Source organism: uncultured Formosa sp. (assembly GCF_947500765.1).
Taxonomy (GTDB): Bacteria; Bacteroidota; Bacteroidia; order Flavobacteriales; family Flavobacteriaceae; genus Formosa.
On sequence record NZ_CANMTH010000004.1, the window covers coordinates 138938 to 154253 of the forward strand.

Annotated in this window: 12 protein-coding genes; 11 read left to right on the top strand and 1 reads right to left on the bottom strand. The window is 31.3% G+C overall.

Annotated elements, in window-relative coordinates:
- Positions 1–132: 132 nt before the first annotated feature.
- From Q1B05_RS09515 to Q1B05_RS09565, 11 genes are all read left to right on the top strand, one after another.
- A complete protein-coding gene (locus Q1B05_RS09515; RefSeq protein ID WP_299780007.1) occupies positions 133–849 on the top strand; it encodes a VIT family protein in 717 nt (238 codons plus the stop codon).
- Between the two features lie 157 nt (positions 850–1006).
- On the top strand, positions 1007–2872 hold the full coding sequence (locus tag Q1B05_RS09520; RefSeq protein WP_299780009.1) for a DUF4139 domain-containing protein: 1866 nt from the start codon (positions 1007–1009) through the stop codon (positions 2870–2872).
- 115 nt (positions 2873–2987) lie between these two features.
- Positions 2988–3674: a DUF4919 domain-containing protein gene (locus tag Q1B05_RS09525; RefSeq protein WP_299780011.1), complete on the top strand. Its 687-nt coding sequence runs from the start codon at positions 2988–2990 to the stop codon at positions 3672–3674.
- Positions 3675–3709: 35 nt separating this feature from the next.
- The gene (locus Q1B05_RS09530; RefSeq protein WP_299780015.1) at positions 3710–4543 is read left to right on the top strand and encodes a hypothetical protein; all 834 of its coding nucleotides are present in this window, start codon (positions 3710–3712) and stop codon (positions 4541–4543) included.
- A gap of 44 nt (positions 4544–4587) precedes the next feature.
- Positions 4588–5052, top strand: coding sequence for a hypothetical protein (locus Q1B05_RS09535; RefSeq protein ID WP_299780017.1), 465 nt, complete (start codon positions 4588–4590; stop codon positions 5050–5052).
- Positions 5053–5415: 363 nt separating this feature from the next.
- On the top strand, positions 5416–7917 hold the full coding sequence (locus Q1B05_RS09540) for a TonB-dependent receptor (RefSeq protein WP_299780019.1): 2502 nt from the start codon (positions 5416–5418) through the stop codon (positions 7915–7917).
- Positions 7918–7983: 66 nt separating this feature from the next.
- Positions 7984–9762: a glycerophosphodiester phosphodiesterase family protein gene (locus tag Q1B05_RS09545; protein ID WP_299780021.1), complete on the top strand. Its 1779-nt coding sequence runs from the start codon at positions 7984–7986 to the stop codon at positions 9760–9762.
- A 242-nt stretch (positions 9763–10004) separates the two neighbouring features.
- The gene (locus Q1B05_RS09550; protein WP_299780023.1) at positions 10005–10253 is read left to right on the top strand and encodes a hypothetical protein; all 249 of its coding nucleotides are present in this window, start codon (positions 10005–10007) and stop codon (positions 10251–10253) included.
- 211 nt (positions 10254–10464) lie between these two features.
- Entirely contained in the window at positions 10465–12834 is a 2370-nt protein-coding gene (locus tag Q1B05_RS09555) for a TonB-dependent receptor (protein ID WP_299780025.1), read from the top strand.
- Positions 12835–12863: 29 nt separating this feature from the next.
- Positions 12864–13652, top strand: a complete 789-nt coding sequence (locus Q1B05_RS09560; protein ID WP_299780027.1) for a DUF4625 domain-containing protein — start codon at positions 12864–12866, stop codon at positions 13650–13652.
- Between the two features lie 35 nt (positions 13653–13687).
- Positions 13688–14191, top strand: coding sequence for a DUF4625 domain-containing protein (locus tag Q1B05_RS09565; RefSeq protein WP_299780029.1), 504 nt, complete (start codon positions 13688–13690; stop codon positions 14189–14191).
- Between the two features lie 121 nt (positions 14192–14312).
- Here Q1B05_RS09565 and Q1B05_RS09570 read toward each other — a convergent pair whose 3' ends face one another.
- The gene (locus Q1B05_RS09570; RefSeq protein WP_299780031.1) at positions 14313–15080 is read right to left on the bottom strand and encodes a DeoR/GlpR family DNA-binding transcription regulator; all 768 of its coding nucleotides are present in this window, start codon (positions 15078–15080) and stop codon (positions 14313–14315) included.
- Positions 15081–15316: the final 236 nt, after the last annotated feature.

A 15316-nucleotide genomic window follows, 5' to 3' on the forward strand; every position in this document is an offset into this window, starting at 1 on the left:
AATCACTATTTTTAATCTAACCAATAGAAGTTGATTTGTTTACGTAATCCAGTCTTTTTCATAAAAAAATTCTCATAAACAAAACAGCATAATTCTCATCCTTAACCGTTGTAATTTTGACAAACACACTAAATGACTAAAAAAACCGAAGAGTTAGATAATTATTTAGACAATCATTATATACACAGAAGTAATTGGTTAAGAGCCGCTGTGCTTGGTGCCAACGATGGTATTTTATCGACTACAAGTATTGCAATAGGAGTTACTGCGGCGAGCGATATGCGAGAAACGGTTATTTTAGCAACACTTGCAGGATTAGTCGCAGGTGCTTTATCTATGGCGGCTGGAGAATACGTTTCTGTAAGTTCGCAAACAGATATAGAAAAAGCCGACATTGAGCGTGAAAAAATTGAATTAAAAAACATGCCCAAACTCGAATTACAACGTCTGGCAGAGATTTACGAAAAAAGAGGTTTAAAAAAAAGCACGGCTTTAACTGTCGCTAAAGAATTAACAGAACACGATGCTCTGGGAGCACATATTAGAGACGAATTGGGTATTAATGAAATCAGTCAGGCAAAACCATTACAAGCAGCAACGGCCTCTGCTGCTGCATTTACTGTTGGCGGATTACTCCCATTTTTAGTCACATTATTACTTCCATTAAAGAACATGGAATACTCCCTTTATGGTTCTGCTTTATTTTTTCTTATCATTTTAGGAGCTTTGGCCGCCAAAACAGGAGGCTCTAGCATTAGTAAAGCAATACTCCGGATTACATTTTGGGGTACTGTAGCTATGGGACTAACCGCTCTTGTAGGTCATTTGTTTAATGTAAATATCGTTTAAAAAATAACAGACAACACTTTATATAAAAATTGCTATTTTCAACTTAACCTCTTGATTTTCTTTATTTCCTGAACTTGTTTTATATATTTTCACAAAAAACACAACATACTAAACATGCTTCTTTTGATCTAAGAACAAGACTCTTTTTAAAAACACTATGAAAAAAATCGTACTTATCGTTATTTGTTTATCATTCAACTTTTCATTTTCCCAAGAGATAAACGAAAAAACCATCAATTCAGAAATAGAAGAAGTTACTGTATTTATTAAGGGCGCTCAAATAGTCCGAAAAAAATCTGTCGAATTAAAAAAAGGAAAAACAATACTGAAATTTACAAATCTTTCCCCTTTCATCAATTCAAAAAGTATACAAGTAAAGGCCGATAAAAACGTAACTGTGCTGTCTGTTAATCATCAGCAAAATTTTATTGATAAATTAGAAAAACAAGATACACTCATTACATTAGAAACTGAACTTGAAAAAACAAAAGACAATTTAAAGTTAGAAGAAACCTATCTAGACATTCTAAAAGAAGAATTAGCCTTTTTGCAAGAAAACAGAAATATTGGCGGCAAGAATGAAGAATTAAGTGTTACAAATCTTAAAGACGCTACTATTTTTTACAGCTCCAAACTCACTGCCTTAAAACTTAAAGAAATTGATAGACACAAAAACTTAGCTAACCTAAGAAAAAAGGAATTCGATATTGAAAACCAGATACAAACCATGACTAGTAAAAAAGACTATGCTAATGGTGAAATTTTGATTAAAGTAGAAAGTAAAAACACTACTAAATCTAACTTTGAAATTTCTTATGTTGTAGGAAATGCAGGTTGGCTACCTAGCTATGATATTAGAGCAAAAAACGTAAACGAGCCTGTAGAGCTTATTTATAAAGCAAACATAAAACAGGATACCAAAATAGATTGGAAAAATATTAAATTAAGTTTATCCTCTGCAGACCCAAATTTATCTGGAGTTGCACCAACATTAAGAACATATTATTTAAATTATAATACAGCACCACCAAGTTACAACCGATTAATAAACCAAGTGACGGGAAAAGTTGTAGACAACGATTCACAACCACTTCCTGGTGTTAATGTATTAGTAAAAGGAACTACTATTGGAACAACCACAGATTTTGATGGCAACTACGCAATTACGATCCCGGAAACCTCAAGCCAATTAGAATTTACATATTTAGGTTTCGAGTCTCAAGTTTTAAATATAAAAAACCCAATTCATAATGTTAGTTTAAATGAAGACATAACATCACTAGATGAAGTTGTTGTGGTTGGATATGGAACTAGCAAAAAAAGATCTGTATCCGATAAATTACAAGGAAAAGTTACTGGTCTTAACATTAGAGGTGCTAGTAGTAGTCCAATTCCGCTTGTCCAAGTAGAAAACCAAACTACCGTTAATTTTAAAATAGAATTACCCTACACCATTACATCTGATAACAAAAGCTATGCTGTAAATATGGTGAGTTATAATTTGCCAGCAGAATATCAGTATTTTAGTGTGCCAAAAATAGAGAAAGAAGCCTTTCTTATTGCAAGTATAAAAGATTGGGAGCAATACAATTTATTAGAAGGTGAGGCAAACATATTTTTTGAAGGCACTTATGTTGGAAAAACCATTTTAGATGTAAGATATGCTTCAGACAGTTTACAAATTTCTCTTGGCCGTGATAAGAATGTAGTTGTAGACAGGCAAAAGATTTCCGATTTTTCATCTAAAAAATTAATTGGCAGCAAAAAAGAAGACAACAGAAACTGGGCAATTTCTGTTAAAAATAATAAGTCTGAAACCATAAACATGTTAATCATGGACCAAATTCCTGTTTCTACACTTGATGAAATTAAAGTAGACGTTTTAGAATTATCTAAAGGTAAACAAGACATAGATACTGGAGAAATACAATGGAAATTTGATTTAGAGCCCAATAAAACAAAAAATATAGATTTAAAATATTCAGTTAAATATCCTAAAAACAGAAATTTAATAATCGAATAAAATAACAACACCTTTTAAGGCGTAATACCTTATTAGTGAATGTGCAACCATGAAGGAAGAAAAACGTATTTAAAAACCGTAACGTCTTCATTTAATCTCATAAAACTTATATAGAATGAAAAACATAGTATCAATCTTATGTCTGTTAGTTAGTTTTTTATCATTTTCTCAAGATTGGAATTTTGAAAAACCTAATTACGAAACCATTGAAAAAAACATTCAAAATAAAAATTCAAACCTTTTTTACGATTCTTTAATGAATAGATATCAGAAATCAGATTCTACCATGACATTAGAAGAAAAAAGACATCTTTATTACGGTTACTCTTTTCATAAAAACTACTCGCCTTATTCCAGTTCTAATTACAGTGATAGTTTAAGCGTTGTATTACAAAAAAAGAAATTAGAACCTATCGATTTAAAAAATGTAATTACGTTTACAGACTCTATGCTTACAAAAAACCCCTTCGATTTAAGAGCTATGGACTATCAGATGTATGCACTAGAAAAAACAGGAAATACAGCGACTTATCAAAATAGAGTTATTCAATTCCGAACTACATTAGACGCCTTAATGAGTTCTGGAAATGGCGCAAGTAAAGAAGATGCTTTTTATGTTATTTACACCTCTCACGAATACGATTTATTGGGTGTAATTGGATTTCAATTTGCAGGTAGCCAAAGCTTAATTGAACACTACGATTATTTAACCGTTGCAGAAAATAAATCAAATATAGAGGGCTTATATTTTGATGTAACGCCCTGCTTAAACTCTTTAAATAAAATGTTTGAAGACGATTAAGAATATTAAACATTACTAATTATAATCTAACAACCATGCAAAAAGCTATTCTTATTTTATTATTATTTTCCAGTACACTTATCTATTCTCAAAATAGGGAAACTGAAAACATATTGAATGAAGGAAAATTACTTTTTAGAATAGAAAAAGGATCTTGGTATGGTACTGATGACATGCTTGCAAGATTTAAAACAAAGCAAGACTCAATAGGTGGTTACCTTTCTTACGAAACTGAGAACAATAAAATAAGAACAATATTTTTCAGTCGTTTTAACTCTGACGAAATTTTAATTCGTTATGAATTCGACAGTATACCAAAACCTCAACCAACAACAATAGACACTGTAAATACCAAAGCAAGTGATTTAGAAAAAAGTCTGATTTCTATCAGACAAGACGCTAGAAACAGAGCTTACACCAACAATACCGATAGTTTTTTTAGCTTTTACGAAAATGCTGCCTTAAATTTTATCCCTATAATTACAGATAAAGAAAGCCATGTTTTTGTTATTACAGGACCACAAGTATCTGGAATTATATTACTTGGTAACGATTATAAATTAAGTTACGACAAGAAAAACAAATTCACCAAGAAAGAAAAAATTCATAACACTATTTTACAATTTCCGTATACTTCGGGAAATAAAGAAAAGCCAACTATTTCTACCATTCATTCACACATTACAAGTAAATATATTTCATCTACAGACATATGCACACTGTTACTTTACAAAAACTTTGTAGAATGGAATCAGCATATTGTAATAAGCGACAAAGAAGTCTCTATATTTGACCTAGAAAAAGAATCTCTTTTTACAATGAAACGAAAAGCTTGGGATAAAATTTATAATCAAGAAAAAGATAACTAATAATTATTTTAAAATAATACAAACACAACATCCTTTACATTATAATGGTTACACAAAGATTAGTCTCTAATTTTAATACTATTCTTAGAGCAAAAATATATTTATTTCTAAAAAAATCAATCTGGAAATATTTAATTCTAACAGCGATTATGGGATACCTCATTCCTATAAACAATACACACCCTTTTGTATCGGCTTTACTCTATTTTTTAGGTGTTATGCTTATACTTTGGCCATTACAGTATTTTAGTGCAAAGACTCTAGGAAAGACCATTAATTTTGATGCTTTAGTAGAATTTAATCAAGACAAGATTATAATAAATCATACAAATAAAGACGAAATTGAAACTAAAAATTGGAATTGGATAAAAAGGATAGAATTAAAAAAGGATAAAATTTGGCTAACTTTAAATCTATCCAGACCATTTGTTATTTCTATACCAAAATCAAAATTACAACAATCAGAAATTGATTTTTTTAAACTAAAACAAATCGAAATAAAGCAATAGAATTCAGTTTTAAACTTCTTTAAGCTTACCTTTTCAAGAGATTGAGATTGTAAGCTTTTTTTATATTATTTTTTTTAAGTACTAACTTCTTTACCAATATTAGTTTCAGTATATAACTTACCTCTATTTTGAAACAAAAAATCATAAAACAGAATTTATCCCAATCAAAGTTTTCAATAATAAACATCAAACTCTATCCTAAAAAACAAGCAAACAAATGATTTTATATAATTGTTAATTATTCACAAAAACAAGTTACCATTTACCTAAATAGTAATCATAGAATAATCTTGAATTGACACCAACATAATATCTCATCAATAGTTTTGATAGAAATTAATCTATACTTAACTATACAAATAAATGAAGCTTAAAATTCTATTTACAATTTTAACATCGTCCTTTTTGCTTATTGTTAATGGGCAAAACAAAGGAGAATTAAACGGAACTATTAAAACAGAAAACGGAGAACCTGTAATTGGTGCTAACATTTCTATTAAGAGCTTAAATACTGGAACGACAACAGATTTTGAGGGATATTATGAAATTAAATTATTAGAAGGTAAATCTTACAATGTAGAGATTTCTTATATAGGATACAATACCATTAATAAAACGGTCACAATTACTTCTGGTAAAACCACACACAATTTTACGTTATCAGAAAGTTCTTATATGTTAGAAGGTGTTCTAGTAACATCGCAAAAAAGAGAACAACAAAATAAAGATGTGCCCATTGCAATTACATCCTACGGCACAGAATTTATAGAAAACCAAGGTACTTTTGAATATGATGCCTTATCAGAATACGTTCCTGGTTTACAAGTTCAAATTCAGAGTGTAAACAACCCAGGTATTGTTGTTAGAGGAATTACAAGTGATAGCGGAGATTCTAGAGTAGAACCTAGAGTATCTATCTTTCAAGATGGTGTATCTATTAGTAAATCTAGAGGTTCTGTAGTCGAGCTTTTCGACATAGAACGTATTGAAGTATTAAAAGGGCCTCAAGGAACTTTATTTGGTCGGGGAGCACAAATTGGAGCGATGCACATTATTCAAAATAAAGCTAAAAATGAAAATTCAGGATCTTTAAAAGTAGGATATGGTAACTTCAATCAACTTTTAGCTACAGGAGACGCCAATACTATTTTAGCTAAAGACAAATTATTTTTACGTGTTGCGGGTATTTACAACACCAGAGACGGTTATATTAAAAACCTCTCTGGAGGCGACTTAAACGGTAAAGAAACCTTAGCATTTAGAACAGCTTTAAAATATTTAATAAGTAACAACACCACTTTAGATGTTATCGCCAATTGGCAACAAGACACGCCTCCTGGAACAGGTTTTAAAAGCGGAACTTATGCCCCTGCTGGAGGCGATTTAAGCCCAAATACTTTTGCAGATTTAGAACGCGGTGAAGCATTAGGTTTAGACCGAACTGTTTGGGGTGTTACAGGTATATTAAAACATAACTTTAATGCGGTTTGGGATTTAACATCAACTACAGCATATAGAACATTCGATTCTGATGAAGCTTTTGATGCTGACGGAACTGCTGCTCCTGCCCTATTTTTTAATGAAATATCTAAAGGAAAACAATTTAGTCAAGAATTAAGATTCAATTTTGATACTGATGATAAATTTAGAGGTTTTTTCGGAACGAATTTCTTCTTTGAAGACGGCTCTCAAAGTGTGCCATGGGAATATAATGAACAAAGTTTTGCTGTATTATTAGCGAGTCCAGAATTCTTTGTAATAAATGGAGTACCTACATTAATACCAAGTATCCCTAACGATCCTGCTTACGGACCATTAGCCGGGGCACCTTTAAACGAATACAATACAGAAACATACACAAATTACGGGAAAAACTATTCGGGCGATATTTTTGCAGACGCCTCTTACGATGTTACAGACAAACTATCTTTAACAGTAGGTTTAAGAGCTACATGGGAAAATATTAATGCTGCATATGAAGTTACAGATGCAGAAACACCTTCTAACCTTGGCTTCTTAACAGGAAATTATCCTAATGTATTATACGCATCTACAAATGGTGAAAAAATAGAAGCTAGTGAAAACTTTTTATCAGCTGTAGGTCGTTTTGCTTTGAATTATGATATTGATGACAACATAACATTATTTGGAACAGTCTCTAAAGGAAGAAGACCTAATGTAATTAATATTACGGCTACAGAAACAAACGTATTGTCTGATGAAACAGTATGGTCTTACGAAATTGGAGGCAAATCATTATTCTTAAATAACAGATTACAGTTTGATGTAAACGCATATATTTATAACTATTCAAACTTTCAAACAAGTGTTACCGAATTTGAAAATGGCACACTAGTAGCAACAACCAAAGATAGTGGTAACGCAAGCACTTTTGGTTTTGAAATAGCAACACAATATGCATTCTCTAAAAACAGTAGCTTCTTCGCAAACTATAGCTACATCGATGCTAGTTTTGACGATAAAGATTCTGATGGTAACGATCAAGAATTAGCAGGAAACACTTTCAGATTAACACCTAAAAATTCATTCTCTTTAGGATTTAACATCAATCCAACGATAAGCAAAAATCTAGATTTATTTTTTAGACCATCGTACACTTATAAATCGAAAGTATTTTTTGAAGAAACCAACTTACCAGAAATATCGCAAGATGGTTATGGTTTATTAAATTTCAGAACAGGTTTAAATTTGTATGAAAAATATGAAATTACCTTTTTCATGAATAACGTATTAGATGAAGAATACATTATTGATGCAGGTAATACAGGAGGTGCTTTTAACATTCCAACCTTTATTGGTGGAGCTCCTAGATTATACGGCATACAACTTAAAGCAAATTTCTAAAACAAAAAATCAACACATTTAAAACTACGTTATTTAATCAGCGTAGTTTTTTTAATTCATATCATTATGAAAAAATTATATTCATTTTTAGCGTTCCTCTTTACATGTTTTTATGCTTCTATATCTTTCGGACAATCATTAACAACACAAACTACTATTTTAAATATTGAAGAAGCCGTAAAAACAGCAGAACAGCAAACAGCAAATTTAAAACCCGATAACGAAGCTAAAATTATTTGGGCTAAAGATTACAAAGAAAAACAATCGCCTATTGCTTTTGTATACTTACACGGTTTTGGAGCTAGCAATAGAGAAGGCGAACCTATAATGTCTATGCTCTCTAAACAATATAATGCCAATGTGTACATGTCGCGTTTAAAAGAACACGGCTTAAATAGAGAAGATAACTTTAAAAAGTTAACTCCAGAAAACTATATCTCAACAGCTAAAAAAGCTTTACAAATTGGTAAATTATTAGGTGAAAAAATTATTTTAGTAAGCACATCTACAGGAGGAACATTAAGTTTAAAACTAACTTCCGAAGATTCTTCTATTACTGGTCTTATTATGTATTCACCCTTTATTGGACTTAAAAACCCAGCTTTTAATGCCATTCTTACTCCTGAAGGAAAAGCTGGTTTTATACAAATGAACGGTGGTGAAATTATGAAACAAAACAGAAACGAAGAAGAAGCAAAATATTGGTCTACTTCCTACCATATAGACGGGTATGAAGCTTTAATAAAAATGCTTGTTAGTACAGCAACTCCTGAAATGTTTGCTAAAGTTAAAGCACCTACGTTTGTAGGTTATTATTACAAGAATGAAAAAGAACAAGATCAAGTTGTTTCTGTACCTGCCATTTTAAATATGTATGAAAATTTAGGAACACCTAAAGACAAAAAAGTAAAAATTGCATTTCCTGAAGCAGGAAACCATGTTATAGCTTGCGACTTAAGGTCTAAAGATTACAAAAATGTTTACAACCAAACTGTAGCCTTTATAGACGATATTATTTTAGAAAAAGAACACCTTTACAATTTCGAACTACAAGGTCATAGAGGTGCTAGAGGATTAGAACCAGAGAACACTATTCTTGCTTTTAAAAAGGCTTTAGAGTTAAAAGTAAACACTTTAGAATTAGATGTAGTTATTACTAAAGACAAAAAAGTTGTGGTCTCTCACGAACCTTGGCTAAACCATGAAATTACTCTAGACGCTAAAGGAAATAACATTACAAAAGAAGAAGCTTTAACATTTAACATATATAAAAACAAATACAAAACTTTAAAAAAATATGATGTTGGCTCTTTAGGAAACCCAAAGTTTCCTAAGCAAGAAAAAATTGAAGCACACAAACCTTTATTATCTGAGGTTATAACTTATGCTGAAGAAAAAAATCCTAAAATTCTATATAACATTGAAATAAAAAGCACACCTACAGATGAAGCTAACGGATTTCAACCAAGTGTAAATGAATTCTCTGATTTATTAATTACAGAAATAGAGAAGGCAAACTTACCGTTAAATAGAGTTGTAATACAAAGTTTTGATCCTCGTGTTTTAGAATATCTACATAAAACATATCCAGATTATACGCTATCCTTTTTAACGTATGAAAACGATTTTGAAACCAATATGAATATCTTAAGTTTTGTACCTGAAATTTACAGTCCGTATTACATATTATTAAATCATCAGGAGGTGAAAAATATTCACGCCAAAAACATGAAAGTATTTCCTTGGACCGTTAATACAAAAGATGAAATGATTAACGTTCTAAAAATGGGTGTAGATGGTATTATTACCGATTATCCAGATATTGCGCTTCCATTAAGACAATAATATAAATATTAATTATCGCCTAAGAGTTTCCTTTTTAGATCTTTTAGGCGATCATTTTATCAATACACATCTAACCAAGAACACATTACACAACCGCCTCTTATAGCCTCATTTATCTATTAACATTTCTTTAACATTTTATTTGATTTTTATTTCATGAAAATTGATATTTTCGCCCACTAATGAAACCGAGTTGCATTAAAAATAGCGTCACATATCTTTTCCTAGTCCTTTTTATTTCAATGAAATTGGTTGGGCTTCATGCCTTGTCTCACATTGAAAATGAAGATCATGATTTACATTGTGTAGTTTGTCAGCATACCACAACTCAGAATTTAGCACCTGCACTTACTCCGGATTCACAAAATTACAACCTAGAAGTCCCTGTATTTTTTGTAAAAAAAGAGTTGTCTAAAAACTACTGTTTTAGCATATCCAATACATTAGATACTCATCAGCTTTTTTCTCGACCTCCTCCCTACTCCATATAAGTATTCCTATACCTTTTTATTTAAAATTATTTGGCAACTAAACTTAATCTAACACGTTTCTATTTAGTTTACCAAATAACAATACACGTCTATTTATCAACATTAAAACACTCTAAAAAGAGTGTAATTGATAATATATCCTGACGGTATGTATAGGTTTTGTTAACGTCCTTTTACAAGAACAAATATTCAAATCTTATAGTATTTCAATATGCTTAAAAAAACACTTAGTGTCTGGCTATGTTTTAGCCTGTGCACTATTGCATTTGCACAAGACTCTTTTTTAATAAAAGGCGCTGTGTTAAATGCCAACACGTTACAGCCAATAGACGGAGCCTCAATTAGTAGAGGGAATTTATTTTCTATAACATCTAATACTGGAGAATTTACACTAAAAAACGTAAAACAAGGCACCTATAACTTAGTTGTGTCTAGCATGGGATTTACTTCAAAAACCATTACTATTCAGGTAGATTCTATGCTAAAAGATGTCATTATTTACCTAGAAGAATCGGCTACAAATCTCGACGAAGTTGAAGTACTCGGAAAGTCTAAAAAAAGAGAACTCATGGAAACTCCTGTCGTGTCTTATTCTGTTTCTGAAACTTTTTTAGAAGAAAATAGAGAAAATAGTTTAATGCAAACCCTAAGTAAAATACCAGGAGTTAGCACCATAAATATTGGATCAGGACAATCCAAACCTGTCATTCGGGGTTTAGGATTTAATCGTGTTGCTGTTGTACAAAACGGAATAAAACACGAAGCACAACAATGGGGAAATGATCATGGTTTAGAAATAGATCAATACGGTATCGAGAACATCCAAATTATAAAAGGACCTGCATCTTTAGTCTATGGATCTGATGCCATTGCTGGTGTTGTAGATATACAACCCAATGCGATTCCTTCTATACATTCGTTTTCAGGAGATATAAATCTTTTAGGAGAAACAAATAATGATTTGTTAGGCGTATCTGCTGGTGTACAAGCTAGAAATCATAATTGGTTTTATCGCGGCCGACTCACTTATAGAGATTACGGCGATTATAAAGTGCCTACAGATCAAATTAGTTACGAAAATTACATTTTCAATTTACACGACAATAATTTAAGAAACACAGCGGGTAAAGAAGCAGATGCAAGTTTTAGTCTGGGTTATATTAACGATAACATAGAGTCTGAAACCAGTTTTAGTAATGTAAATGCTAAAAATGGTTTCTTCGCTAATGCTCATGGTTTAGAAGTAAGAACTTCAGATATTGACTATGATCGTTCTAATAGAGATATTGATTTGCCTTACCATAAAGTGAATCATTTTAAAATCACTAATAACACAACAATTCAAAGTGAAGATCATACGTTTTATTTCGATTTAGGCTATCAAAACAATCTAAGATCAGAACATTCAGAATCTATACCTCATGGTTATATGCCTAAACCTCCAAATACAGAAGAGCGTGTTTTTAATAAAAACACTTATGCTTTAAATGTTAGAGATGCATTTAAACCTAATGCTGCTCACGATATGGTTTTTGGGATAAATATGGAATTTCAGGATAATAATATTGGCGGATGGGGATTTTTAATTCCAGAATACAATCGCTTTACTGTAGGGGCTTTTGCTTTTGATACATTTGAAGTTACTCCAGACTTACACTTTCTGGCGGGCTTACGTTACGATTATGGATTTGTAGATACTAAAGCGTATTACGATTGGTTTCCTTCTACAATAAATAATGAAGATGGTTCCACATCATATGTGTATTTACAACGTGCACAAAATAAATCCTTAGACTTCGGAAATTTTAGTGGATCTGTAGGCTTGAGTTATATTTTAAATCATACCACATTTAAAATCAATGTTGGAAAAAGTTTTAGAATGCCTTTAGCAAACGAATTAGCTTCAGACGGAGTGAATTACCACATGTATCGTTACGAAAAAGGAAATTTAGATTTAGATCCAGAATCATCTTATCAGCTAGATTTAGATATCGATCATACAACTAATGCTTTTAGTATTGGCGTGAGTCCGTTTGTTAACTTTTTTGAAAACTTTATTTACCTAAATCCCACATCTGCTTATTACGAAACCCTACAAATTTACGAATATACCCAAAGTAAAGTTTTTAGAATTGGAGGTGAAATTAGAGCAAGTACGACAATTTTTGAAAACCTAAAATTAGATGCTTCTTCAGAGTATGTGTATTCTAGACAAACTAGTGGTGCAAAAGAAGGATTTACTATTCCGTTTTCTCCACCGTTATCAAGTCTACTTTCTGCAAGATATCAATTTAAAGACCTATTGTTTTTAAGTAAACCTCAGCTTATAGCCGACTATAAAATTACAGCTTCGCAGGACGAGATTGTTCCGCCAGAAGAAAAAACACCTGGTTATCAATTATTCAACATGTCTTTTATTTCAGAATTAAATCTGTTTAAAAATAATTCACCTATAGAGATGCGTGTAAAATTGAACAATGTATTCAATACAAAATATTTCGATCATACCAGTTTCTACCGCTTAATTGATGTTCCAGAAGCCGGAAGAAACCTATCCATATCATTAACAGTACCATTATAAATATTAACAATCAATTTAAATCAACAACAATGAAAACAAGAATTATGAAAACAAATTTTAAATTTTTAGCCATTGTCCTTTCTCTAGGATTATTTTTACAATCATGTAGTAGTGATGATGACAAAGCTGTAACAAGTGATCCAGAAGTTTCTGGTTTTGAATATGGTGCAGGTAGTAGCCATTCTACAGATCAAGTTGCTTATAAAGGATCTAATATTCATTTAGAAGCAGAAATTTATGCAGAAGCTACAGTGAGTAGTATTACTGTTTCTATTCATGCACACGACTTAGAACTTGCAGATGGTGAGGCAGATTGGGATTTCGAACAAGTATTTACAGATAGTAAATATTTAGCCATAAACCCTACGTTTCATGAACATATAGATGTACCTACAGATATTCCTGCGGGAGAATATCATGTTGAATTATTAATTACAGACGAAATTGGAAACAGTACAGAAGTAGAAGGTTACATCCAGATTTTAGAACTTATTACTTTAAGCAATATTTCTATAGATGAAACTGTAGTTAGAGGAGAAGATTTTCATACCGAATTCATGATTAATGCAGCTAATGGAATACATTCTATAACTGTAGATGCGCATGCACACGGACTTACTTTAGCTGATGGTGAAGTTGAATGGGATTACGAAGAAGAATTTTTAGAAGGTTACCATGAAGAAACAGAAGTAGAATTCCATGAGCATATTGATGTTCCTGTAACTGCTCCTGCTGGAGAATATCATATCATTTTTACAATTGAAGATGAAAATGGTAATACAAAAGAGTATGAAACACATATAGATGTTACAGCTTAATTAAAAATTTACATCGCATAGTATAACTTTATATTATGCGGTTCTTATACCCTTATAAAATGCGATTTACCTTAAAATATTATTACTCCTTTTTATCTATGCTTCTAATAGCGTCATGTACCAGTGATGATAGTATTGATAAAGATGAAGAAAAACCAACGATTACCGTTAATTATACAGATGGATTTCCGCAGGGCTGCTCAGTACTTACAAAAGGAGAAACTTACAATTTCAGAGCTCAGGTTACAGACAATAAAGCATTGGCATCTTATAGCATAGATATTCATAATAATTTTGATCACCACACACACGACGATCAAGTCACTGAATGTGATTTAGAAGAGATAAAAGATGCTGTAAATCCATTTATTTTCATGGAAAATTATACAATAGAGAACGAATTAACTAATTATGAAATTAATGTTTCGGTAACTATTCCTAACGATATAGATGCCGGGGATTACCATTGTGCATATTCCGTTACAGATGAAACAGGATGGCAAGCCAGAACATCTATCGATATAAAAATAACCGATTAGACAACTTTAACAATAGGCGCTTTAAAACAATATATCCAAATTAAAAGAAGCTTACAGGTTCAAGAGATTGAAATTGTAAGCTTCTTTTTTTTATATGCTATAAAATATTTTTTAAATTCATTTATACAATAATCAATTCCATACCCATATCAATCAATTTATTTTTAGTTCTCTCATCAATACCTGAATCTGTTATAATCTGATCGACATCATCAAGTCCACAAATTCTGCCAAATCCTTTTTTATTGAATTTTGAAGAATCTGCCAATACTATAATTTTTTGTGATGCTTTAATCATTTCTTTATTTAAAGACGCTTCCATTAAATTTGTAGTTGTAAGCCCATAATCCAGATCGATACCGTCTACTCCCAAAAACAATTTAGTAAAAGTAAATTCGGCCAACATTCGTTCTCCTATAGGTCCTATTACAGATGCCGAACTCGACCTCACCATACCTCCTAATTGCATAACATCAATATCTTTAATCGCTGCCAATATTACAGCAGTATTTAACGATGCGGTCAATACCGTTAACCCTTCTAAAGGTTTAATATGTCTGGCAAATTCAATAACAGAAGTTCCAGAAGCAATGATAACACTATCGTTTGCTTCCAATAGTTCGGCCGCGGCCATCCCTATTTTCTTTTTTTCTTTAGCATGTATCTTCTCCTTAATATTTACAGGATTTTCTGTAATATATGGATTTACAGGAATTGCTTTTCCATGCGATCTAAACAACAATTTCTTTTCTTCTAGAAGCTTAAGATCCTTTCTAATAGTAACTAACGACACCTTAAACTCATCACTTAGCTCGTTAACGCTAACAAATCCCTCTGCTTCGAGTTTATCTAATATGAGTTTGTGGCGGTCTATAATATTTAGTGACATTTGGTTTCGTTTTGGACAAAAATAAAGATTACTAATATCATTATGAACACGAAAAGTACATTTTTTAATAAATTATCAATTTCAAAACGAAACTACAATTACATATTTCAAACAAAAGGCACTATAAAAACAAAAATACAATAACCAAACACCCTTAATTTTATCAAAAAAACTTAAAAAAAGACAACAAATGAAAAAATAACAAATAAAAACTTTTGTTTTGTTTCGTTTTGTTG

Bases quoted from the DNA above. Each gene is read 5' to 3' on its own strand.
- Q1B05_RS09545 (WP_299780021.1), top strand. From the start codon at position 7,984: ATGAAAAAATTATATTCATTTTTAGCGTTCCTCTTTACATGTTTTTAT.
- Q1B05_RS09565 (WP_299780029.1), top strand. From the start codon at position 13,688: ATGCGGTTCTTATACCCTTATAAAATGCGATTTACCTTAAAATATTAT.
- Q1B05_RS09520 (WP_299780009.1), top strand. From the start codon at position 1,007: ATGAAAAAAATCGTACTTATCGTTATTTGTTTATCATTCAACTTTTCA.
- Q1B05_RS09535 (WP_299780017.1), top strand. From the start codon at position 4,588: ATGGTTACACAAAGATTAGTCTCTAATTTTAATACTATTCTTAGAGCA.
- Q1B05_RS09540 (WP_299780019.1), top strand. From the start codon at position 5,416: ATGAAGCTTAAAATTCTATTTACAATTTTAACATCGTCCTTTTTGCTT.
- Q1B05_RS09515 (WP_299780007.1), top strand. From the start codon at position 133: ATGACTAAAAAAACCGAAGAGTTAGATAATTATTTAGACAATCATTAT.
- Q1B05_RS09560 (WP_299780027.1), top strand. From the start codon at position 12,864: ATGAAAACAAGAATTATGAAAACAAATTTTAAATTTTTAGCCATTGTC.
- Q1B05_RS09530 (WP_299780015.1), top strand. From the start codon at position 3,710: ATGCAAAAAGCTATTCTTATTTTATTATTATTTTCCAGTACACTTATC.
- Q1B05_RS09555 (WP_299780025.1), top strand. From the start codon at position 10,465: ATGCTTAAAAAAACACTTAGTGTCTGGCTATGTTTTAGCCTGTGCACT.
- Q1B05_RS09570 (WP_299780031.1), bottom strand. From the start codon at position 15,080: ATGTCACTAAATATTATAGACCGCCACAAACTCATATTAGATAAACTC.
- Q1B05_RS09550 (WP_299780023.1), top strand. From the start codon at position 10,005: ATGAAATTGGTTGGGCTTCATGCCTTGTCTCACATTGAAAATGAAGAT.
- Q1B05_RS09525 (WP_299780011.1), top strand. From the start codon at position 2,988: ATGAAAAACATAGTATCAATCTTATGTCTGTTAGTTAGTTTTTTATCA.